General features: G+C 36.8%; 22 protein-coding genes, 1 pseudogene and 1 riboswitch. Of the genes and pseudogenes, 17 read left to right on the top strand and 6 right to left on the bottom strand.

The features are described from left to right. Positions 1-4: 4 nt before the first annotated feature. The 12 genes and pseudogenes from sufD to JCM12304_RS19050 all read left to right on the top strand — a co-directional run bounded on the left by sufD (position 5) and on the right by JCM12304_RS19050 (position 13,773). The gene (sufD, locus tag JCM12304_RS08765) at positions 5-1,312 is read left to right on the top strand and encodes a Fe-S cluster assembly protein SufD (protein ID WP_019378656.1); all 1,308 of its coding nucleotides are present in this window, start codon (positions 5-7) and stop codon (positions 1,310-1,312) included. Beyond that, on the top strand, positions 1,312-2,532 hold the full coding sequence (locus tag JCM12304_RS08770) for a cysteine desulfurase (protein WP_019378655.1): 1,221 nt from the start codon (positions 1,312-1,314) through the stop codon (positions 2,530-2,532). The genes sufD and JCM12304_RS08770 overlap by 1 nt, the downstream gene beginning before the upstream one ends. Next, positions 2,522-2,956: a Fe-S cluster assembly sulfur transfer protein SufU gene (gene sufU / locus JCM12304_RS08775; protein ID WP_060679817.1), complete on the top strand. Its 435-nt coding sequence runs from the start codon at positions 2,522-2,524 to the stop codon at positions 2,954-2,956. The genes JCM12304_RS08770 and sufU overlap by 11 nt, the downstream gene beginning before the upstream one ends. Positions 2,957-3,000: 44 nt before the next feature. Continuing rightward, on the top strand, positions 3,001-4,398 hold the full coding sequence (gene sufB / locus JCM12304_RS08780) for a Fe-S cluster assembly protein SufB (protein ID WP_019378653.1): 1,398 nt from the start codon (positions 3,001-3,003) through the stop codon (positions 4,396-4,398). A gap of 206 nt (positions 4,399-4,604) precedes the next feature. Further along, positions 4,605-5,420, top strand: a complete 816-nt coding sequence (locus tag JCM12304_RS08785; RefSeq protein ID WP_082388016.1) for a sulfite exporter TauE/SafE family protein — start codon at positions 4,605-4,607, stop codon at positions 5,418-5,420. A 16-nt stretch (positions 5,421-5,436) separates the two neighbouring features. Continuing rightward, positions 5,437-6,831, top strand: coding sequence for a bifunctional metallophosphatase/5'-nucleotidase (locus JCM12304_RS08790; protein WP_060679822.1), 1,395 nt, complete (start codon positions 5,437-5,439; stop codon positions 6,829-6,831). Between the two features lie 80 nt (positions 6,832-6,911). Next, complete coding sequence (locus tag JCM12304_RS08795; RefSeq protein ID WP_019378650.1) at positions 6,912-7,214, top strand: YunC family protein; 303 nt, start codon at positions 6,912-6,914, stop codon at positions 7,212-7,214. 221 nt (positions 7,215-7,435) lie between these two features. Beyond that, entirely contained in the window at positions 7,436-8,527 is a 1,092-nt protein-coding gene (locus JCM12304_RS08800) for an HD-GYP domain-containing protein (protein ID WP_060679824.1), read from the top strand. Positions 8,528-8,579: 52 nt separating this feature from the next. Continuing rightward, positions 8,580-9,356, top strand: coding sequence for a sporulation protein YunB (gene yunB, locus JCM12304_RS08805; protein ID WP_019378648.1), 777 nt, complete (start codon positions 8,580-8,582; stop codon positions 9,354-9,356). Between the two features lie 66 nt (positions 9,357-9,422). After that, a riboswitch (Lysine riboswitch) is annotated at positions 9,423-9,604 on the top strand. A gap of 158 nt (positions 9,605-9,762) precedes the next feature. Beyond that, a pseudogene (locus JCM12304_RS08810) lies at positions 9,763-11,321 on the top strand (Na+/H+ antiporter NhaC family protein). An 807-nt stretch (positions 11,322-12,128) separates the two neighbouring features. Continuing rightward, positions 12,129-13,664 (top strand): sodium-dependent transporter, encoded by a 1,536-nt coding sequence (locus tag JCM12304_RS08815; protein WP_060679826.1) that lies wholly within the window; start codon positions 12,129-12,131, stop codon positions 13,662-13,664. A 1-nt stretch (position 13,665) separates the two neighbouring features. Beyond that, complete coding sequence (locus JCM12304_RS19050; RefSeq protein WP_019378644.1) at positions 13,666-13,773, top strand: methionine/alanine import family NSS transporter small subunit; 108 nt, start codon at positions 13,666-13,668, stop codon at positions 13,771-13,773. A 62-nt stretch (positions 13,774-13,835) separates the two neighbouring features. Here the strand turns inward: JCM12304_RS19050 and JCM12304_RS08820 are convergent, their stop codons facing one another. Both JCM12304_RS08820 and JCM12304_RS08825 read right to left on the bottom strand, forming a co-directional pair. Then, complete coding sequence (locus JCM12304_RS08820) at positions 13,836-14,759, bottom strand: M23 family metallopeptidase (RefSeq protein WP_051002323.1); 924 nt, start codon at positions 14,757-14,759, stop codon at positions 13,836-13,838. 157 nt (positions 14,760-14,916) lie between these two features. After that, positions 14,917-15,495: a YhcN/YlaJ family sporulation lipoprotein gene (locus tag JCM12304_RS08825; protein WP_060679862.1), complete on the bottom strand. Its 579-nt coding sequence runs from the start codon at positions 15,493-15,495 to the stop codon at positions 14,917-14,919. A gap of 129 nt (positions 15,496-15,624) precedes the next feature. Here JCM12304_RS08825 and JCM12304_RS08830 point away from each other — a divergent pair, with 129 nt between their 5' ends. Further along, positions 15,625-15,897 carry a YutD family protein gene (locus JCM12304_RS08830; protein ID WP_019378641.1) on the top strand — a complete coding sequence of 91 codons (273 nt, stop codon included), beginning with the start codon at positions 15,625-15,627 and terminating at the stop codon, positions 15,895-15,897. A gap of 33 nt (positions 15,898-15,930) precedes the next feature. Here JCM12304_RS08830 and JCM12304_RS08835 read toward each other — a convergent pair whose 3' ends face one another. From JCM12304_RS08835 to JCM12304_RS08845, 3 genes are all read right to left on the bottom strand, one after another. Next, a complete protein-coding gene (locus JCM12304_RS08835) occupies positions 15,931-16,203 on the bottom strand; it encodes a hypothetical protein (RefSeq protein ID WP_019378640.1) in 273 nt (90 codons plus the stop codon). Between the two features lie 208 nt (positions 16,204-16,411). Beyond that, complete coding sequence (locus JCM12304_RS08840) at positions 16,412-17,845, bottom strand: amidase (protein WP_060679828.1); 1,434 nt, start codon at positions 17,843-17,845, stop codon at positions 16,412-16,414. An 11-nt stretch (positions 17,846-17,856) separates the two neighbouring features. Next, on the bottom strand, positions 17,857-18,126 hold the full coding sequence (locus tag JCM12304_RS08845) for an SAV0927 family protein (RefSeq protein WP_060679829.1): 270 nt from the start codon (positions 18,124-18,126) through the stop codon (positions 17,857-17,859). 117 nt (positions 18,127-18,243) lie between these two features. Here JCM12304_RS08845 and JCM12304_RS08850 point away from each other — a divergent pair, with 117 nt between their 5' ends. The 3 genes from JCM12304_RS08850 to nucF all read left to right on the top strand — a co-directional run bounded on the left by JCM12304_RS08850 (position 18,244) and on the right by nucF (position 20,180). Then, a complete protein-coding gene (locus JCM12304_RS08850; protein WP_060679832.1) occupies positions 18,244-18,687 on the top strand; it encodes a DUF86 domain-containing protein in 444 nt (147 codons plus the stop codon). After that, entirely contained in the window at positions 18,674-19,327 is a 654-nt protein-coding gene (locus tag JCM12304_RS08855; protein ID WP_172675276.1) for a helix-turn-helix transcriptional regulator, read from the top strand. The genes JCM12304_RS08850 and JCM12304_RS08855 overlap by 14 nt, the downstream gene beginning before the upstream one ends. Positions 19,328-19,406: 79 nt before the next feature. Further along, positions 19,407-20,180: a 5' nucleotidase NucF gene (gene nucF / locus JCM12304_RS08860; protein WP_060679835.1), complete on the top strand. Its 774-nt coding sequence runs from the start codon at positions 19,407-19,409 to the stop codon at positions 20,178-20,180. A 188-nt stretch (positions 20,181-20,368) separates the two neighbouring features. Here nucF and JCM12304_RS08865 read toward each other — a convergent pair whose 3' ends face one another. Then, positions 20,369-20,887 (bottom strand): phosphatidylglycerophosphatase A family protein, encoded by a 519-nt coding sequence (locus JCM12304_RS08865; RefSeq protein ID WP_019378634.1) that lies wholly within the window; start codon positions 20,885-20,887, stop codon positions 20,369-20,371. Positions 20,888-20,975: 88 nt separating this feature from the next. On the opposite strand from JCM12304_RS08865, the gene JCM12304_RS08870 reads away from it, so the two are divergent. Continuing rightward, positions 20,976-21,950 (top strand): YutH/CotS family kinase-like spore coat protein, encoded by a 975-nt coding sequence (locus JCM12304_RS08870; protein ID WP_060679837.1) that lies wholly within the window; start codon positions 20,976-20,978, stop codon positions 21,948-21,950. Positions 21,951-21,958 lie beyond the last annotated feature (8 nt).

A 21,958-nucleotide genomic window follows, 5' to 3' on the forward strand; every position in this document is an offset into this window, starting at 1 on the left:
TAACATGACTGTGGAAACAAAGCTGCCATACGATAAGTCGTATGTAGAAAATTATTCAGTAAATCAAAACGAACCTGCTTGGATGAAGGAATTGCGTCTGCAGGCCTTGGAGCAAGCAGAACACTTAGAAATGCCAAAGCCTGATAAAACAAAGATTAACAGATGGAACTTCACTCGTTTTAAGCATGGTGCAGAGGGAGAAACATTTTCTTCTTTGAAGGAATTGCCTGCCGAGCTGGAAGAATTCCTTGATAAGGATAATGCTCCTGAAAACTTACTTATCCAACGGAATAACTCTGTTGCTTATAGCACGCTAAGTAAGGAATTAAGAGACAAAGGTGTAATTTTTACAGATATATTCACAGCACTTAAAGAGCACGGAGAATTAGTACAGCGTTATTACATGAAAGACGCTGTATCCGTTGACGAGCATCGCTTAACAGCACTACACGCTGCTTTAATGAATGGCGGTATATTTGTTCATGTACCGAAAAATGTTCAGATTGATGTTCCAATCCAAACTATTTTTTGGCAAGAAGATCCCGAAGCAGCACTTTTTAATCATGTCCTTGTGGTAGCAGAAGAAAATAGCTCTCTAACTTATGTAGAGAATTATATTTCCCAGAACCAAAACGAGGAAACTGTAGCCAATATAGTTACTGAAGTAATTGCACAGGATAATGCCAAGATTTCATTTGGTGCAGTTGACAATTTCGCTTCCGGTACTACCGTCTACAATAACCGTCGTGGGGTCGCTTACCGTGATGCTACAATTGACTGGGCATTAGGTCAAATGAACGACGGAAACACCGTATCTGAAAATATTACGCACCTGATTGGTGATAATGCTGTTTCCAACGCAAAAACAGTATCTGTCGGACGTGGTAAACAAATTCAAAACTTTACCGCCAAGATTGTCCATTTCGGTAAAAATTCTGAAGGGCATATTCTACAACATGGGGTAATGAAAGAAAGTGCAACTTCTATATTTAATGGAATAGGAAAAATTGAACATGGTGCTTCCAAGTCAAATGCAGAGCAAGAATCACGAGTGCTGATGCTTAGTGAAAAAGCACGTGGTGATGCTAATCCAATTCTATTAATTGATGAAGATGACGTAACAGCTGGACACGCAGCTTCAGTTGGACGCGTGGATCCACTCCAATTGTATTATTTGATGAGCCGCGGTATTTCACAGGCAGAAGCTGAGCGTCTCATTATTCATGGGTTCCTTGCTCCAGTTGTAAATCAATTGCCAATTGAATCTGTTAAAAATCAATTAACACAAGTTATTGAAAGGAAGGTATACTAATGGATGTGAAAGCCATCAGGCAACAATTTCCTATTTTACAACAGGAAGTAAATGGACACCCATTAGTGTATTTGGATTCATCAGCGACGTCGCAGAAGCCGGCCTCAGTTATAGATGCTGTGAACAATTATTATCGTGAAGACAACTCAAATGTCCATCGAGGTGTTCACACGTTAGGAACAAGAGCCACTGAAAAATACGAAGGTGCACGTGAGAAGGTTCGACGCTTTATTAATGCAAAAAGTACAGCTGAAATTATCTTTACTCGCGGCACTACTACAGCAATAAATACGGTTGCATCAAGTTATGGTCAGGCCAATTTAGAGCCGGGTGATGAGGTTGTTATTACTCAAATGGAACATCATAGCAATATAATCCCATGGCAACAGGTTGTCAAGAAGACTGGTGCAACGTTGAAATATATTCCTTTACAGGATGATGGAACCGTGTCAATGGAAGATGTCAAAAAGACGGTTACTTCTAATACAAAAATTGTCGCCATTACACATGTTTCTAATGTGTTGGGGACAATTAACCCTATTACCGACATAGCCAAAGTGGCTCATGACCAAGGTGCTGTTTTACTAGTTGATGGTGCACAAGGAGCACCACATATGCAGGTTGATGTGCAAAAAATGGACTGTGATTTCTATGCATTTTCCGGTCACAAAATGTGTGGACCAACTGGAATAGGGGTATTGTATGGTAAGAAGGAATTGTTAGAAAAAATGGAACCAGTAGAATTTGGTGGAGAAATGATTGATTTTGTAAACCTTTATGATTCTACCTGGAAGGAATTGCCTTGGAAATTTGAAGGTGGAACACCTATTATTGCAGGGGCCATCGGGTTAGGTGCAGCAATCGATTTTTTAAATGAAGTGGGAATGGATAACATATTGGAGCATGAGCATAAGTTAGCTGACTATGCTATGAAACAAATGAGAACAATTGATGGTATTTCCATATTTGGTCCGGAAGAACGAGCTGCGTTGGTAACTTTCAATCTGGATGATGTTCATCCACATGATACTGCAACTGCCCTTGATGCAGAGGGAATTGCTGTACGTGCAGGTCATCATTGCGCACAACCTTTAATGAGATGGTTGGATGTAACAGCAACTGCAAGAGCAAGCTTTTATTTATATAATACAGAAGAAGATGTAGACCGTTTAGTAGATGGACTTTTAAAAACGAAGGAGTTCTTTGGTAATGTCTTTTAATAACCTTGATACCCTTTACAGACAAGTCATTATGGATCATTACAAAAACCCCCGCAATAAAGGTGTTATCGAAGGAGATGTACTAACCGTAGATATGAATAACCCGACTTGTGGGGATCGCATCCAGCTTCAATTACAAGTAGAAGAAGGAATTGTTCAGGAAGCAAAATTTGATGGAGAAGGTTGCTCCATAAGTATGGCGTCTGCTTCTATGATGACGCAGGCTGTAAAAGGCAAAAAAATAGATGATGCATTGGAAATGTCCGAGTTATTTTCCAAAATGATGTTAGGTGAAGATGTCGACATGGATAAACTAAGCCTTGAGGATATAGAAGCATTACAGGGAGTTGCTAAATTCCCTGCACGTATTAAATGTGCAACACTTGCTTGGAAGGCAATGGAAAAAGGTGTTAATGAAGAGTAAGTTGTTGTTAAAGAAACACATACACCTTAAAGGAGGTTTTTAACATGGCAAAAAATATGCCGGAAATGGAAGAATATAAATATGGCTTTCACGACCGAGATGTTTCTGTTTTTCGCTCTGGTAAAGGACTTACACGCGAAGTAGTAGAAGAAATTTCCAGAATGAAAGAAGAACCACAGTGGATGCTTGATTACCGTTTGAAAGCTTTAGAACATTTTTATGAACGTCCAATGCCACAGTGGGGCGGAGATCTATCAGAATTGAATTTTGATGAGATCGTTTATTACGTAAAACCTTCAGAAAAACAAGGGCGCACATGGGATGAAGTTCCAGAGGAAATCAAGCAGACATTTGATAAGCTTGGTATCCCGGAAGCAGAACAAAAATATCTTGCTGGTGTCTCTGCTCAGTATGAATCTGAAGTAGTTTATCATAGCTTAAAAGAAGATCTGGAAGAGTTGGGTATTGTCTTTAAAGATACGGATACCGCACTGAAAGAAAATGAAGAGCTATTTAAAGAATACTTCGGTAAAGTAATTCCTGCTACAGACAATAAGTTTTCAGCATTAAACTCTGCTGTATGGTCTGGTGGTTCTTTCATCTACGTACCGAAGGGTGTACAAACAAGTACACCGCTACAAGCATATTTCCGTATTAATTCAGAAAATATGGGACAGTTTGAAAGAACATTAATCATTGTGGATGAGGGTGCTTCAGTACACTATGTGGAAGGTTGTACTGCGCCGGTTTATACAACAAATTCTCTTCACAGTGCGGTAGTAGAAATCTTTGTTAAAAAGGATGCGTATTGTCGTTACACTACTATTCAAAACTGGGCAAATAATGTATATAACCTAGTAACAAAACGTGCGACTTGTGATGAAAATGCTACGATGGAATGGATTGATGGTAACATCGGCTCCAAGTTGACTATGAAATATCCTGCAGTGCTCTTAAAAGGAGAAGGTGCACGTGGAATGACCCTCTCTATTGCTATTGCCGGAAAAGGACAATTGCAGGATGCTGGTGCTAAAATGCATCACTTGGCGCCAAATACGTCATCTTCTATTGTATCTAAGTCAATTTCTAAGCATGGTGGGAAAGTATCCTACCGAGGTATCGTACACTTTGGACGGAAAGCTTCTGGTGCTCGTTCCAACATTGAGTGTGATACGTTGATTATGGATAATGAATCAACATCAGATACTATTCCATATAACGAAATTAATAATGATAATATCTCATTGGAACATGAAGCAAAAGTATCCAAGGTTTCAGAGGAACAGCTTTTCTATCTAATGAGTCGTGGCTTAAGTGAAGAAGAAGCAACTGAAATGATTGTAATGGGCTTTATTGAGCCATTTACAAAAGAACTTCCAATGGAATATGCTGTTGAAATGAACCGTCTCATCAAATTTGAGATGGAAGGTTCAATCGGTTAAGGCCAAATTTTAAAAGACTAAGACGTAGCTATTGCGTCTTAGTCTTTTTTTGGATATTGTAGTATAGAACTTGGAATTTAATTATTTCCGACTTCTTGATATATAATTTAAATAAGAATGGTAAATTAGAGGAATTGCTTTACATAATTTAAAGCTTTTTATATACATAGTTATCTTGAAAATTATTTTGGATGGAAGGGATTCATTTGGTATATATTATTTGCATTATTATAGGTATAGTTACGGCCTTTGTGGGTGGTTTAATGGGGCTCGGCGGGGGAATAGTAATGATTCCCAGCATGCTATTTCTTTATCAATTTTCAGAGGCTTTTTCCTGGGCAACTCCGCAAACTATTGTAGGAATTTCTCTTGTTGCTATGGTGTTTACCGGGCTATCTTCCTCAATTGCTTATTTTAAAACTGGCAGAATAGATTATAAAACTGGTTTGTATTTTCTTTCTGGCAGCATACCAGGAAGTATATTAGGTTCTTGGCTGAATCAATTTGTAAATGTTGATGATTTTCAATTATATTTTGGATTTGTAATGATCATAATCTCTATGCTTTTTTTTATTAAAAGGAAACAGAAAGCTGTAGATATAACACATGCAAAGAACGTAAGAAGCTTTACATTAAATGGGGAAACATACAATTATACAGTTAATATCTATTTGGCTTTTTTACTGGCGTTTATGGTTGGAACGATGTCCGGGCTTTTTGGAATTGGTGGAGGATCTATTATGGTACCTGCGATGATTCTGTTGTTTGGTATTCCAGCCCATATTGCCACAGCAACATCCATGTTTATGATTTTCTTTGTTAGTATAATTGGAGCTAGCACACATATTGTCTTAGGGCATGTAATTTGGCAATACGCTATATTTTTTATTCCGGGAGCATGGATTGGTGGAAAACTTGGTGCTATCGTGAACCAACGTCTGACTGGAAAAACATTGGAATGGATTTTACGGGCTATCTTAATTATCATAGGTATACGGATGATAGCTGAAGGTCTGATGTAAGGAGCAATGATTTTTAATGGAAGAAAATATATCCATATTTTATACGAACGATTTTCATAGCAATTTTAATAACTGGTCGAGAGTTGCAGGTTATCTAAAGGACAGTATTGCTGGGAAGCGTTATCGCAACGAATCCTGTTTCCTTTTAGATGTTGGTGATCATGTAGATCGCGTGCATCCTATTAGCGAAGCTTCCTTAGGGAAAGCAAATGTGCAATTGATGAATGAGCTAGGGTTTGATGCGGTAACGATAGGTAATAATGAAGGTATAACGTTATCACATAAAGATTTGTTTCATTTGTATGATGAGGCTGAATTTGAGGTGGTTTGTGCAAACCTACACAGTACAGATAGTAATAATCCTAACTGGTTAGAGCGAGTCACAGCTTTTGAAACGGAGACAGGGGTACGAATCGGTATTATTGGTCTAACAGCACCGTTTAATGATTTTTATGAGTTGCTTGGATGGCATATATCTTCCCAGTTTGAAGCTTTGGATAAGTATATTTTTGAACTAAAAGAATCTGTTGATATTGTTGTTCTTTTATCACATTTGGGGATTAATGAGGATCAGGAAATTGCCAGAAGATTCCCTGCTATAGACATAATTATTGGCGGGCATACCCATCACTTGTTGCGTACAGGTGAAGAAGTTAATAATAGTCTAATTACAGCTGCAGGAAAGCATTGTGCCTTTGTAGGCGAAGTCTCATTAACATGGGATCATACTGCTAATAAGCTTGTTAGGAAAGAGGCGTTTACTACAGATATTACTTCAATGGGAAGAGATATGCATACAGAACAAAAGCTTTTTGAATTACAAAAACAAGCCGAAGAAATACTTGGTAAAAAAGTAATCCATTTAAATGAGGGGCTGACAGTCAACTGGTTTAAAGAAACACCTTTAATGAGCGAGCTGACAAATACATTAAAGACATGGACTCAAGCAGACTGTGCCATGTTAAATTCCGGCTTGCTTCTTGATCAATTAACAGCAGGTGATATTACTTACAGTGACGTACATCGTATATGTCCACATCCAATCAATCCATGTGTTGTTGAATTAAGGGGAGACGAGTTGTTGGAAGTAATCAGGGCTTCGCTCACAAAAGATTTTATGGAGTTAAAATTAAAAGGATTTGGGTTCCGTGGTGAGCTATTGGGCAGAATGGTATTCGCTGGTTTAGAAGTAGAAACAGGCAAACATGTAAATGGAGAAGAATATGTAAAAGATGTGTTCGTAAAAGGTTCTTCTCTGGATTCAAATAAAGTATATACGGTAGCAACAGCAGATACGTTCACATTCGGTCGGCTCCTGCCAGAAGTAGCCAAGTCGGAAAGGAAGGACTTCTTCTTGCCGGAATTTTTAAGGGATTTATTGGTTAAGACATTACAAACAAAATTTAAGTGATTTATGGATCCGGGTTCGTGACCATACTTCCTTTGTTTGCATACATATATTGTGTAGCAATCAAAGGAGGCTGGCCATGTATGATAACAGTAAACCCCTTAGAGGTAGATGGAATGATGTTTACGGCGATTCAAGTTGAACTACCAAAAACAAATCTTATTATGATTACGAATGAAACTGGTTATATTATGTGTGCTGCACTGGATGTGGATGTGCTTAATGAAAAATTAGCTCATCGAAAAGTAGTTGCAGGAAGAGCTGTAGGTGTGCGATCCATTGATGATTTATTGAACGCTCCACTTGAAAAAATTACCGACGCTTCGAGAACCTATGGCTGGGAAGTTGGAATGACAGGGAAAGAAGCATTGTTAAAAATCGCATGAAGAAATGCCTTCCATAATGAGGAGGGCATTTTTTATTTTTGGTGTTTATACAACGGGTTATCCTGCGCTACTATTTAATAACTAAATGAGCGATTCTTCCTTACATCTCTTTTATATAATGGCTATTTGTCATTAAATTTGCTATTATTTTAATATAACATATGTCGATAAGTGTCATATTATGGCTGAAAATATTATTTATTAACAGTTAGGAGAACCTTATGAAGCTTGTAAATACCAACTTGATTAACCCCGGAGAGATTCTTGCTCAGACCGTACATAATGATAATGGTGTAGTGCTGATTAGGGAAGGGATAACCTTAACTGAAAAGATACTGGCACGGCTGATTAAGCAAGGGATAACTTATTTGTACATAAAAGATAAGCTTACTGATGATATTAAAGCAGAACCGGTTATTTCTAACAAACTACGTTCTGATGCAACGAAAATGATGAAAGATATTTTCTATGAAATACAGGAGAACGGACTGGTAGGGCGAGCTTTTATTCTTGATAATAGCAAAAAGAAGCTTTCTATTGTCGTTAATCAAATTCTTGAAGAAATACAATCGAATAAGAAATCATTCTCATTATTAACAGATATATTTATTACAGATAATTACGTATTTCAGCACTCGTTAAATGTAGCAATTTATTCATTGGCAATTGGAGTAGAATTGAATTATTCATCTAAGATGCTAACTGAAATCGGAATCGGTGCTATGCTGCATGACATTGGTAAGATGTTCATCTCACCGGAAATATTAAATAAACCAGGTAGACTATCAGAAGAAGAATATGAAACAATGAAAAGCCACACAGTATTCGGTTTTGAGTTTTTAAGAAAGCAAGCAGATTTGCCAACAGTAGTTTCCCACTGTGTCTATCAGCACCATGAAAGGCTAGATGGTTCTGGTTATCCGAGAGGTATTAAGGATGATGACATTCATCCATACGGTAAATTAATTGGTATAGCTGATGTTTTTGATGCAGTTACGAGTAACCGAGTGTATCGTGAAGCCATGCTTCCGCATGAGGGGCTTGAGATCCTCTATGCAGGGGCGGTGAGGTTATTTGATAAAAACATGGTAGAGGCTTTTAAAAATAGTATCATTATTTATCCTAATGGCATTACAGTCCTTCTTAGTAACAAAAGTGAAGGAATAGTTGTAAGACAGAATGAAAATCTTTGTGATAGACCTGTCATACGTGTAATGAAAGAAAATACTTATACACTAAGCACTCCCTATGATTTGGACCTGGGAAAAGTGACGAATGTTACGATAGTGGATGTAAATCTTGATGGAAATTAAAATACTATCCTCCCGTATACAAGCATAAGCTTTGTACAGGAGGTGTTTTTTTGTGTTGAAACGCAGAAGACAGCTTGGTAAAACTAGAACAGCTTCTCCAGCAAAACTTGCTTTTGCTGTGACTAGTATATTATTTTTGGCGGCTATTATTGTAAGTATTATAATTATTGATAAGGGAATTAAACCCCCTTTAATGGCAATAGCAGAAGAAAAGACAACCGAATTTGCCACTCGTACGATCAATGCAGCAGTAAAGTCTACAGAAAGTATGACATTTGAAGATCTTGTAAGTATGAGCATGGATAACAGTGGCAATGTTGCTCAGCTTGGTTGGAATTCTTCTATTGTAAATAGAGTGCTTAGGCAAAGCACTGAAAAAGCTGAATACTTTCTATACGGGATGAACAAGGGAGAAACCTTGGATACAGACGATCCTGAATTAGATCCAATTCAATATGGAGACACACCTGCTGAATTAGCGGACCAAGATCCCACTGTTGTGGAGATACCTATTGGCCAAGCAACAGGTAGCACGATTCTTGCTAATTTAGGCCCGAAGATACCTGTTCATTTTGAAATTGTTGGGAGTATCCAGTCAGATATTATGTATGAAATGAGAGAGTTTGGTATAAATGCTTCTTTGTTTGAAATTTATGTTCCGGTAACAGTGAATACACAGATCGTAGTACCTTTCACTACTTCAACAAAAGTAATAAGTACAAAAGTGTTTATTGATTCCCGTGTTATTATGGGAGATGTACCAGAATTTTATAATCGAGGCGGTGGTGGGGAAGGGCCGACCATTTCAGTACCAAAAGATAGAAAGTAAGACTTGTACAAATGTAACATACTTGTTATAATCAAATGTATAATTGCATATTAAACCTTATCAGATCGGTGAGGTAGAGGCGCAAACAATATGAGTAGCCAGCAAGAGAATGACAACTGTGATTGTTGGTAGAAGGATTGTTTGCCGAAGCATAATAAGTGTCAACCTTATTATAGCTGGTACATTTTTGAATAAGAAATGTACTGTCATGCAGCAAGATGGAGTGTGCATGGAGAACTACTGATCGAAATGGAGGATAACGTATATTGTAAAAACAATGATAGGTTATTTTCTATCATTGTTTTTTTGTGCTTATTTTTGCATTAAGAAACAAGAATACGCGTCCATTCATAGCTAGTTCACTATCTTTATGCATATTCACAACAAAAAATCGGAGGTAGTATCTATGGAAGGGACCATTTTTTCCATCATCCAGCTCTATTAATGTTAGTACTTGTTTTACTGACACGAAAAGTGCTAATTTCACTTGGGGCCGGGATTATTGTTGGAGCATTGTTTATTCATGATTTTAATCTATTTGGAATGGTGAAAGAAATTTGGTTTATTTTTTACGAAATCTTTGTATCAGAAGGATCCTTGAATATTGGAAATATACTCTTACTTAGTTTTCTATTATTATTAGGCATAATGACGGCATTTTTGCAGGCATCCGGAGGAAGTAGAGCCTTTGGAGACTGGATGATTCAGAGAGTGAAAACACGCAAGGGCGCACAATTAATGAGCGCTGTATTGGGTCTGATTATATTTATAGATGATTATTTTAATAGCCTTGCTGTAGGACAAATTGCAAGACCACTTACGGACCGTCATCGAGTTTCACGGGCTAAGCTTGCTTACTTTATTGATTCTACCTCAGCTCCAGTTACTGTTATATCTCCTATCTCAAGCTGGGGAGCCTATATAATTGGTATTCTCGGTGGGTTATTCGCAGCCAATGGAATAACTGATATTGCTCCTTTAGAAGCATTTATAAAAATGATTCCATTTAACTTATATGCCCTTGGTGCCGTATTGCTGGTGTTTGTAGTGGCATATTTTAAAATGGATATTGGACCAATGCGGACACATGAACAACGTGCCATAAAAACTGGCCAGCTTTATGATCCAAATCAAGATAATATCCCTGGGGATTTAGGAGATACATTCAAACCACATGAAAACGGAAGGGTGTTTCACCTTTTAACACCTATTGGAGTATTAATTATAGCGACTGTACTAATGATGGTGATTACCGGAATATATAATACGGAGGGCACTGTTAATATATTAACAATATTCGCGAACACAGATGTAAACCTCTCATTGTTTACAGGTGGTCTAATTGCTGTATTGACAAATCTTCTATTTCATCTTCAACAGAGTAAGCCTAAAGCTAATACCATGAAGATAATTATAGAAGGTATAAAAACAATGCTTCCGGCAATTTACATTTTGCTTTTAGCATGGATGATCGGTTCAATAATAGGTACTCTTGAAACTGGTGAATACCTTGCTGGTGTAGTTGAAAGTGCTTCTATCAGTCCAAGTTTACTGCCATTTTTGTTCTTTATTATTGCTGGGATTATGGCACTTGCCACAGGAACTTCCTGGGGAACATTTGGAATTATGCTCCCAATAGCTGCGGAGGTAACATCCATTTCGAATATGGATTTACTACTGCCAACCTTGGCTGCTGTTTTGGCTGGTTCCGTATTTGGAGACCATTGTACACCAATTTCAGATACAACAATCCTTTCTTCAACCGGAGCAGGAGCTAACCATATAGATCATGTATTAACACAGCTGCCATATGCAATTATTGTTGCCGTTGCTGCTAGTGTTGGTTATTTGCTGATTGGTACACTAAACCAAGTAGTTCTGCCTTTGATTATAACCTTTGCAGTAATTATTGGTATTTGCTTACTGCTGCAATTCTTAGTTAAAACAAAATTATCTGATGAGTAATTAAAAAACATTCTCCTTTTGGGAGAATGTTTTTTTGTGTGAATAGTTGTTTAGGAATATTAAATGGTTTGTGCCCTAAAGTAATTCACATATAGATAAAATGCGACGTAAATTTTGATGTTTAAAGTGGGAAAATCAACTTTTTTCTGGAAAGGTTACTGAAATAATTGATTCTGGTTGCATCACCGCTACGGGGAAATATTCCGCTTTCCGTGGGCGGCTGATGAGATTCCTCACGCTGCGCCTTCCGGGATCTCATCGAGGCCTCTCCTCCCACAGGAGTCTTCATATTTCCCCTTCGCTACTATTTACTATTATATCTACTAAGAAAAATCGCGTTCGGAAACACCCAGAATGTGCTGTGTAAGAATTGATTGGAGTAGAATGCGGCGACTCCTGCCGAGCGGCAAAGAAGACACTGTGAGGTTACGAACAGATGTCGCGCTTGTACCTGGAGGTGTGAAAGCGTCCGCATGCAACGAAAATCAATGGGGCAATTCTCCTCAAATATTTAATTGAGCTTTTCATCAACAAAGTTACTTCGCATTTTCCTCCGACTCTGCAATACATGAAGTGTAAGACTTAATTATATCAATTAAATATTTAGAAAAAAGCATTTCCTTCACAATAATATTATGTAAAAAGTTCCATTTATTAGAAAAGTTAAATAATCCTTTGACATAGTCTAAAAGTACCGTTATAATACAAGCATAAATATCAGAAAAAAGTAAACATTTTAAACATTCCTTTGAACAACTACACATATAATTGGTTGTAATAAGGAAAACTTACAGAGGAGGTCATTACATGGAAACACGTTCACAATGGGGGACAAGAGCTGGTTTCATCCTTGCAGCAGTTGGTTCAGCTGTAGGACTGGGAAATATTTGGAGGTTTCCTGCTGTTGCTTATGAGAACGGGGGAGGAGCATTTTTTATCCCTTACTTATTTGCGCTGTTAACTGCAGGTATACCAATACTCATCATGGAATTTACGATGGGACATAAGTATAAGGGTTCCGCACCGCTAACATTTAAACGAATGAATAAAAAGTCTGAATTTGTTGGTTGGTGGGCAGTAGCAGTATCTTTTGTTATTTCTACCTATTATGCTGTTATTATTGCTTGGGCAATGTCGTATTCAGTATTTTCCTTTAACCTTAATTGGGGATCAGACACAGAAGGGTTTTTGTTTAATGAGTATCTAAACTTATCTGTAGACCCTGGTCAAACAGGTAGTTTTGTACCTGGAGTACTCATTCCATTAATTCTCGTTTGGGTAGTAGTATTAGGTATATTGTTTAAAGGTGTTAAAAAGGGAATTGAGATAGCTAATAGAATTTTCATTCCTGCGTTAGTAATTATTTTTCTTATTATCGTAATTCGTGCTATTACTTTACCTGGAGCTATTGATGGATTACAGGCATTCTTCGCTCCTGATTTTTCAAAGATTTTGCAACCGGATGTATGGGTAGCTGCTTATGGGCAAATATTCTTTAGTTTATCCATTGCTTTTGCGATTATGATCACTTATTCCAGTTATTTACCTAAGAAGTCAGATATAACCGGTAACGCATTTATTACTGGATTTGGAAATTCCAGCTTTGAGTTACTTGCTGGTATTGGGGTTTTCTCTGTACTTGGTTTTATGGCATCTCAATCAGGAGTTGCAGTAGATGAAGTAGTAGCTGGAGGAGTTGGATTAGCTTTTGTGGTATTCCCGGCTATTATTAATGAATTCCCTGGACTAAATGGTCTGTTCGGTTTCTTGTTCTTCGCATCCTTAGTTTTAGCGGGGTTAAGCTCGTTAATGTCTATTACCGAAACCTATGTAGCTGGTCTTGTGGATAAATTTAAAATTTCCAGAACAAAAGCAGTATTATTTGGAGGAGGAACAGCTGCCGTAATTTCTCTTCTCTTCGCTACACAGGGTGGTTTATTCTTCCTTGACGCAGCTGACTATTTTATCAACCAATTTGGTGTCGCAATGCTTGGTTTGGTTGAAGTAGTCTTAATTGCTTGGATTTTACGCGAAGTGAAAAGTCTTCAGTTACACGCTAATGAAATTTCCGATATACGTTTGGGATCATGGTGGTCATTTAGCTTAAAGTTTATAACTCCTATTGTATTAGGCTATATGATGTTTGGATTATTTAAGCAAAATATATTAAAAGAATTTGCGACAGATAACGGGAACTATGAAGGTTATCCAGACATGTTTATAACGTTTGGAGGATGGGCTGTTGCAGCAGGTGCTTTAGTTGCGGGTATCATTATGGCAACCATCAAGTGGAAATCTTCATCTCAGGTTAATGAAGAATCTGAAACTAGGGAGGCAAAATAATATGACTGGCGGAGCTATTTTCGTTATGATTCTAGGGATTGTTGTTATATGGGGAGGCTTAGCTGCTAGTATCATGCATGCTGTAAAGAAAGCTAAGGAAGCAAAGTAATCAGAAGAGCCTTTACCTTCATTGGTAAAGGCTCATTCTTTATAAAGAGTAATGCTACTTTGTTATCTTGCCATTCGTTCCCATTTTTTTAAATAAGGGTAAGGGTCAAAAGACCATTCACTATGACCATTATCTTTGTACATTCCGTAGTGAAGGTGGGGTGGAAACTTACCTGAAGTGCCTGGAGGCCCGTAGCCAGTTGAACCAACACTCCCTAAAACATCGCCAGGTTTCACAACTTGGCCAACCTTTAAATCCTCACTATAACCATTCATATGTGCATAATAGTGATATATATTATAAATGTCACGAATGCCGATACGCCATCCACCATAAAGATTCCATCCCATTAATTCAACTACACCATATGTAGTTGATTTCACAGGAGTACCGTAACTCGCAAATATATCTGTCCCCTCATGGATACGCAATCCTCCAAAACCTCTGCGATCTCCCCATGTGTTATTATAACTATAGTTATATTTCATTGATACAGGGAAATCTCGATCTGTTAAATTAATGTCCTTAAACTTTTTAAATACTTTTGCAGTATTCATGATAGTCTGTACAGATAAGTCCCTTTGGTAAAAATTCCATAGAGCGATTCGAATATCATCTCTTGAAGGTCCATATTCAAGAATCATATTAGCCATCGTGTGTAAGATATCTTCAGGATTACCCGGATCGGCTTTATTATCACCATTTCCATCTTTTCCTTTGCCCTGAAAAAAAGTGATTATCTTTTCATCCTGAATCATTAGACTGTTTCCAGGACCAAACCAAATTTCAGGATCAAAAGAAATAGAAATTAACTGATCGTTATCTTCCTTTTGAATGTTCCTCTCATAATTATCCATTGCTGCAAAGTAATACCACGGAATTTGAGAGATTGCCTCTGTTTTTTTAAACAAGGCCATTCTTTTCTCATAAATATCTGACTCGGCGGCAAAAGCGTCTTTTGGTGAATAAGGATATAGAATCAACATACATATGAAGATTGAAATAATTTTTAATTGCAAAGTAATCCACCCTTTAATAAGTAATTAACTTATAATTATATTTGCCTAAAGGAAATATCCTATACTATATATATTTATGTAATATTGCAGGACCAATGAGACCATTAGTCCTGACAAATTGATCTTACTTTTCTTCCATATTATTTTGCTTCAGACCCTGCGGTGATTTTTTCATTTCTTTTATAATAGTATCTATCGTGTTGTCAAAATCGTTTCGTTCAGATGAATTGGAATTATGGAGACTATGGATATCTTGTATAAGTGTTTCATTATCAGAAACATAAATTTCGAAATAACGTGGCATTACTGACATTGCTGTTTTTTTGGCTATATCTGCGGCATATTCCTTTTGTGCTTCCGGTTTTAACTCGTAAGCAATAAGAACTTCTTTGTCTGTTACTAGCGTCGCTACTTCGTTAAAGTTATCGCTACGAAGTATCATTTTGGTAATCATATTGGCCATTTCTGTACGATCCATTTTAGCTGTATGGTTAATTTCGTCACTATTTTCTAACTGGTCTTTTGTATAACGTACATAACCTAAACGATCGTTTAATTCCTGGTCTCGTGGAGCTTGTAGCTCAGTCGACGGATCCATTTCATTAACAATGTCTTCTCTGTCATTCATTGCATTATCATTATTGGCACAACCAGTGATTACAAAAGTAGCCAGTATAAAACTCCAGTACAGTTTTCTTTTCATCATGTTCTTCCTCCTTTGTTTATGTTCTTTATTAGTGTGTAATGAAGCCAGAAATTCATACACTAATTTAGAGTGGTTTCACGAAGAGGTAGTATGGTAAACTGTACATAAGTTAAGTGGGGTGACATAATGATTGAAATACAGGGCAAGAACTATGAATTAATTGAGAATGTGAAAAATGGTTATCAAGAGGAAGCTTTAGTAGAGAGATACTCGGATATCTTATCTAAATATGATTATATTGTAGGGGATTGGGGTTATGAACAGCTAAGATTAAAGGGCTTCTATGCAGACCAAAATAAAAAAGCTTCTATGGATTCTAAAATCAGTACTTTGGATGATTATTTGTATGAATACTGCAACTTTGGCTGTGCTTACTTTGTTCTGAAAAAACAAAAATAGAAAAGGGGGAGGAGTAACTGTTCTTAAAAACAATTACTCCTCCTCTCGTGGCTTTCCAGATTCATCATGGAGAGGATGGGATTGTGGCATTTGTCTTGGCAAGTCATCATGTTGCTCTTTATCAGGATATACAAATGCACTTCCACGGTATTGTCCCTCTTCCCAAGGAGTAGATTTACTAAAAACAGGTTCTTCCTTCCCGATGGAAGAGCCATATGTTCCTTCAGGAAATTCTTCGGGGATCAATTCATTTCTCAGTCGCTTCACATTAGAAAAATCCGAGTATTTTTTATCATTTTTCTTCAACTTAATCAGCTCCCTGATATTATCTTTTGTTATATTTATTAGAACTATACAACGTATTACATAAGAACAGAACGTTTTTAAAAGGCTTTATGCACTCATATTAAAAAGATGCTACAAACTTTAAGGTTTGCAGCATCTTTTTAATATTTGAAGAAGGGTATATAATTTTGGGGGCTTTTCTCATGCTGTAATGCATGAACGGCAACGATTATTCATATCTAGTGCATCTGATATAGCCTCTAAATTTCTTTTCAATAATTTTCCCGAGCCGGAATATTGCATCCTCATTTCCATTTATACTCATAATTTGAATAGCAACTGGCATATTATTTTCATCCTTGCCAACAGGGATAGTTAAAGATGGGAGACCCCATATATTGGCATATGCAACGTATGGCATATATTGAAGAAATGATTTTCTTATAGAGAATATTTCTTGGTAAACCTTCCCATGAGGTAAGGCACCTTTATGATAGACTGGGAAAACCAATAGTCGATGTTGCAGGTACTCCTCCAGCATCTGATCTCCCTTTTTGATTATTTCATGTATTTCGCGAATCCGCCCAGCAGAAGGTTTAAAAAGTTTAGAACCTATAATAGCCCATGATAAGTATGGATGGATGTTGGTCCGCTGTGTAAGCTTCTCTCTCAGGAAGGCTGAGTAAACATTGGAACGTACATTGTTAAAAGCAGCTTTCTCTATCGGTTTACTGCCTTCTATTGACATGACTTCCTGCCATAATAAGGCACTTTCTTCTAAATATGGTGGCACACAACGTCGAGTTGAATAAGTTTTTGAAAGCGTCTCCTCGATTTGGTCAAGCAGAACATGTTGCTCTCCAGATAAAGGATAACTGTTGTTGCCAGGTAAGATTTCGATTTTAAAATCTTGAAGGTACCTTGTGCCAAAGGTTTCATCACCCAGAATACTATAAATAAATTCCATATCCCTTACCGATTTTCCCATTGGTCCAATTGAGAGCATTCTTTCCTGCAATGGATGTAGCACGGAAGGAAAATGTCCTTTTGTGGGTACTTGATTCATACCCGGTTTAAAGCCGATTATTCCATTAAAGTGTGCAGGAAATCGAATTGACCCTCCGATGTCAGAGCCGATACCAGCTGCAGCTCCTCCAGTAGCCAAAATTGCTCCTTCTCCACCGCTTGAGCCTCCCGCAGTGCGATTTACATCCCATGGATTATTTGTTCGCCCATAAAGTTTGTTCTCTGTTTCCTGGCAAAAACAAAGTGCAGGTGTATTGGTTTTGCCCAAAATGATCGCGCCTGACTCTTTTAACTTTCTAATAACTTTTGCGTCTTCTCTGGCAATTAGGTCCTGTCGCTGTTCAAGCCCCCCAGTCGTTTTCATTTCTTTGACATGGATGGCCTCTTTCACAGTTATTGGTATACCACGTAACAATCCGCTCGTTTTTCTATCATCTGCTTTTTTCGCTTCTTCTAATGCTTTTTCATAGCGCTCTTCTACAATCGCATTTATTTCCGGATTGACTTTTCTGTTATGTTCAATATATGTAGATACAATTTCAACACTGGTCAATTCTTTATTATTAAATTTATTTACCAGCTCTACGGTATCTGCAGAAAGAATTTGTTCCTTTTCTTTCACCGACAATGTGGACATAATTCATCCTCCTAAAGGATCTCATTCAAAAACTTACGAATTTCGTCTGCTTCCATTTGGGTCTCATGAAAAATATGTTCAAGGTGTCCCTTGTTTCTTAACTCTTCTTTTCCAATAATACCAAACCGATTTTTTTGTAGATAAATAACTACTACCTTACTAGGATCGTCTTCATTTTCCATAAAAGCAAAATCGTAACGTTGTAAATTTCCCATAAAACTAATATATCTAACTTTTTTATTTTTTACTTCGTCCTTTAGCAGTTCAAATTCTTCACTCATAAGGTGACACGCTCCTTACCTGAATATTTACATTTCCTTAACTATATCACGTTTTTTCCTTATAATCATGCGTTATATGATATGATATAATTATGATTAAGAGAACGGAGGATTCAAATGTATTTTGTAGATAGAAGTAGAATAGAAGAGATACTTAATTATATGGACAGCATATTAAACGAAGTAAAAAATAGTAAACCAAATTCATATTTGGAAAATCTGGGATTTGAGCGAGCAGTACAAGTATTGATTGAATCTATTTTAGACGTTGGAAACATGATGATTGATGGTTTTATTATGCGTGACCCAGGAAGTTATGATGACATTATTGATATACTAATTGACGAAAAAGTACTACCAGCAGAGGAAGAGAATAATTATAAAATGTTTATCAGATTAAGGAAAAAACTTGTTAATGAATATACAAACTCTAATCAAGAAGCACTTAATAGCGTTTTCCATGACAACAGAGCAGTGCTGGACCAATTCAGTAAACACATTCGAGAGTATCTGGATAATGAATTAAATGTAGCTAATGCTTTTTCTAATGAAAAAAGGTGATGTTATGAATAAGCGGCATACTACGAAACAAAAGTTACTCCATATCTTAAAGAAAGATAAAGAATGTTCAATGACACGTGTGATGTCGTTTTTCGATATATCCGAAATAGCAGTTAGGAAACATTTGCATGAATTGGAGCAGCAAGGATTTGTAAGGAAGAATACAATAAAGCAAAAGATGGGTAGGCCATATTACACGTATGAACTTACAAGAAAAGGCCATGCAACCTTTCCAAACCAATATGAAAAACTACCTCTTGAATTGTTACAAGACTTAGAGGAAGTACATGGTCAAGAAGCAGTAAATGCAGTTTTAAAGAAACGTATGGAAAGGGAAAAGGCGTATTTTGATTCAAAACTGGAATTGATAGAATCCTTTGATCATAAGGTTTCTGAAGTTGCTAAAATACAGGACGAAAAAGGGTATATGGTTGAAGTCCATAAGACAGAAGGAGGGTATGAAATTATTAATTTTAATTGCCCCATTGCAAATATTGCTTCGGCCTATGGTCAAGTATGCAATAACGAGAAGGAAGTCTTTAATGAACTTTTTCCGACAAGCGAAGTTAAAGCAGAGTCCTATATCACAAATGGACATAATTATTGTAAGTGGACATTAAAAAAACCGAAGGGAAGGTGATAAGCACCTTCCTTTTGCAATCTTGTATAAGCTAATTTTGAAGTAGTTAAAAAATATAAATCAGGAATGAGGATATCAGATGAAACAATATAAAGGATATTTAATTGATTTAGATGGAACGATGTTTCGTGGAGAAGAACCAATTGTTGCAGCAGTGGAATTTATTGACATGTTAAATAAGAAGCAATTGCCATATTTATTCATTACAAATAATTCTTCTAAAACCCAGAAAGAAGTGTCAGACAAACTTAATCACCTAGGGATATACTCTACTCCCGAGCATGTGGTTACAACAAGCATAGCTACAGCCAAATATATTAAAAATAAAAAACAAAACGCGAACTGCTATGTAATTGGAGAAACTGGGATTAACAAAGCGCTGCAAGAAGAGGGGCTGGAGACGTCTTCAGATAGAGAATATGACTTCGTGGTAGTCGGTATAGATCGGCAAATTAATTATGAAAAATACGCAAATGCTTGTTTGGCCATACAAAATGGAGCTACATTTATCTCCACAAATAGTGATGTTGTCATACCAGACGAAAGAGGATTGTTACCGGGTAATGGTGCGCTAACATCAGTAATAACAGTTAGTACAGGGCAGATGCCCAATTTTATAGGGAAGCCGGAAACAGTTATTATGGACGAAGCATTATCTATAATAAACTTATCGCCTGAAGAAACCCTAATGGTTGGGGACAATTACGATACAGATATATTAGCTGGAATGAATGCTGGTATGGATACGCTAATGGCCTTTACTGGAGTAACCACAAGAGAACAATTATCAAAAAAAGATCGTTTGCCGACCCACCAAGTAGACAATTTGTCAGAATGGATTGAAAGAATTTAACAGGAGTCGAGACAATAGACTTTTATACATTGAAAATCCGAACCGATTTGTACAACTAACAAATCATGGTTCGGATTTTTTTGTTATAATAGAGAAACGTTTCTCCTGAGCGAATTGTTCCACACTATAGAAACTTTCATCTTTAAAATAGCATTATTAAGCTATGTCCCAGCCTATTTTTCATTTTTTTAATTATCCATATCTATTAACATATCTTCTGTTGTTCCATGTGCCAGCCTACTAGAAGCTGCTGCAGCAATAGCACCAACAATATCGTCTAGGAATGTATGGCACTCTCCTGTAGACTTATCGTTTAACCTCTTTAAAATCCCTGGTTTTTGTTTATCTATATAACCGTAATTAGTGAATCCGATTGAACCGTAAACATTAACAATAGACAATGCAATAATTTCGTCAACTCCATACAAACTTTCATCTATTTCAATTGTTTTTTGGAGAGGCTGTTGCAGTTTCTTTTGCTCTGCTAACACGTCTAATTGAATACCGGTTAAGATAGCATTCTGAACCTCTCTTTTCGTTAATACTCGATCCACGTTATGGCGACAGACATCGAGTGTTAGATTATCATGGTATTTAGACTGTAAATAATATACAAGTTCAGCAATGTCATCAATGCCAACTCCACGCTCCGTTAACCATTGCCTCGCCTTAACTTCTAATTCACTTTGTTTCGTGTTTTTATCCAAATTAATCACCTTTCCTGTTCAATCATTAGTTAATAATATTTATTTAACCCATATACTAGTAATAAAACGTATAAAGGGGGAGATCCGTTTGTCATTTGAACAATTACTTTTTGAACAATATGGAATTCGCAGTGAAGAGCCTATAATGGTTGATAATATTAAAGGATATAAAAAGGGTGAATATGTTTATTTTATCATTTTTGCTGAAAACAAGGAAATTATTCATATGGAACAAGCTACGCTCGCTTATTTTCTTGCTGAACAATTTTCTGACTACATAGCAATTCCAATTCCTAATGTACAGGGTGAATGGTTTACCTCTCTTAATGAGTCAGCTTACATTGTACTTCAAATAAAAATAAATGATTGGAGTCGCAGGATAGCAGGAGGAGAGGACTTGGCCCAATTTCATCAACTTGGTACAACGTATAATTATGAACCACAAACCATCTCTAGTTATGGTCAATGGAGAACATTATGGATAAATAAGTTAACATATTTTGAAAAAAAAGCAGAGACAACGACTTCATCATCTTATTCTAAATGGAATGAAATTGTTAATGATGCCTTACCATATATTATCGGAGTATCTGAGAATGCAATTCAATACATGCAAGAGTCGGAACAAGAAAGAAGGTTCCACGAAAACGACCAGGGCAGCATTACATTTAATAGATATTATGATCAGTTGGAACGGCCTTTTTTGTGGCCGACTGACCTGGTTTACGATCACCCTGTGAGGGACTTAGCTGAAAAAATACGCTATATGATACTAAATCGACAAGGATACCAAGATGTTTCTAAATTTCTTCATGAATACCAAGCAATGAGACCATTGTCCGTCTTCAGTTGGAGATTATTGTATGCAAGGCTTTTATACCCTGTTCACATTTTTGATTGTATGGACACTGGTTTTACAAGTGAAAATCCTGATGACTACGCAAATGATTTAGAGAATCTTCTATATGGGCAGGATCATTATGAATCATTTTTAAAAAATTTGTATGAGATGGCAGGTACAGATATTAATACTCTTCGTCTTCCTGTGTTACACTGGTTATAATTAGACCT

This window comes from Virgibacillus halodenitrificans JCM 12304, assembly GCF_001310895.1.
In the GTDB taxonomy this organism is placed as follows: domain Bacteria; phylum Bacillota; class Bacilli; order Bacillales; family Amphibacillaceae; genus Virgibacillus_Q; species Virgibacillus_Q halodenitrificans.

Coding starts and splice junctions, on each gene's coding strand:
- JCM12304_RS08815 (WP_060679826.1), top strand. CDS start 12,129: ATGGAAACACGTTCACAATGGGGGACAAGAGCTGGTTTCATCCTTGCA.
- JCM12304_RS08790 (WP_060679822.1), top strand. CDS start 5,437: ATGGAAGAAAATATATCCATATTTTATACGAACGATTTTCATAGCAAT.
- JCM12304_RS08830 (WP_019378641.1), top strand. CDS start 15,625: ATGATTGAAATACAGGGCAAGAACTATGAATTAATTGAGAATGTGAAA.
- JCM12304_RS08825 (WP_060679862.1), bottom strand. CDS start 15,495: ATGAAAAGAAAACTGTACTGGAGTTTTATACTGGCTACTTTTGTAATC.
- JCM12304_RS08855 (WP_172675276.1), top strand. CDS start 18,674: ATGAAAAAAGGTGATGTTATGAATAAGCGGCATACTACGAAACAAAAG.
- JCM12304_RS19050 (WP_019378644.1), top strand. CDS start 13,666: ATGACTGGCGGAGCTATTTTCGTTATGATTCTAGGGATTGTTGTTATA.
- JCM12304_RS08770 (WP_019378655.1), top strand. CDS start 1,312: ATGGATGTGAAAGCCATCAGGCAACAATTTCCTATTTTACAACAGGAA.
- JCM12304_RS08840 (WP_060679828.1), bottom strand. CDS start 17,845: ATGTCCACATTGTCGGTGAAAGAAAAGGAACAAATTCTTTCTGCAGAT.
- JCM12304_RS08820 (WP_051002323.1), bottom strand. CDS start 14,759: ATGTTGATTCTATATCCTTATTCACCAAAAGACGCTTTTGCCGCCGAG.
- JCM12304_RS08800 (WP_060679824.1), top strand. CDS start 7,436: ATGAAGCTTGTAAATACCAACTTGATTAACCCCGGAGAGATTCTTGCT.
- JCM12304_RS08845 (WP_060679829.1), bottom strand. CDS start 18,126: ATGAGTGAAGAATTTGAACTGCTAAAGGACGAAGTAAAAAATAAAAAA.
- JCM12304_RS08795 (WP_019378650.1), top strand. CDS start 6,912: ATGATAACAGTAAACCCCTTAGAGGTAGATGGAATGATGTTTACGGCG.
- sufB (WP_019378653.1), top strand. CDS start 3,001: ATGGCAAAAAATATGCCGGAAATGGAAGAATATAAATATGGCTTTCAC.
- sufU (WP_060679817.1), top strand. CDS start 2,522: ATGTCTTTTAATAACCTTGATACCCTTTACAGACAAGTCATTATGGAT.
- nucF (WP_060679835.1), top strand. CDS start 19,407: ATGAAACAATATAAAGGATATTTAATTGATTTAGATGGAACGATGTTT.
- sufD (WP_019378656.1), top strand. CDS start 5: ATGACTGTGGAAACAAAGCTGCCATACGATAAGTCGTATGTAGAAAAT.
- JCM12304_RS08850 (WP_060679832.1), top strand. CDS start 18,244: ATGTATTTTGTAGATAGAAGTAGAATAGAAGAGATACTTAATTATATG.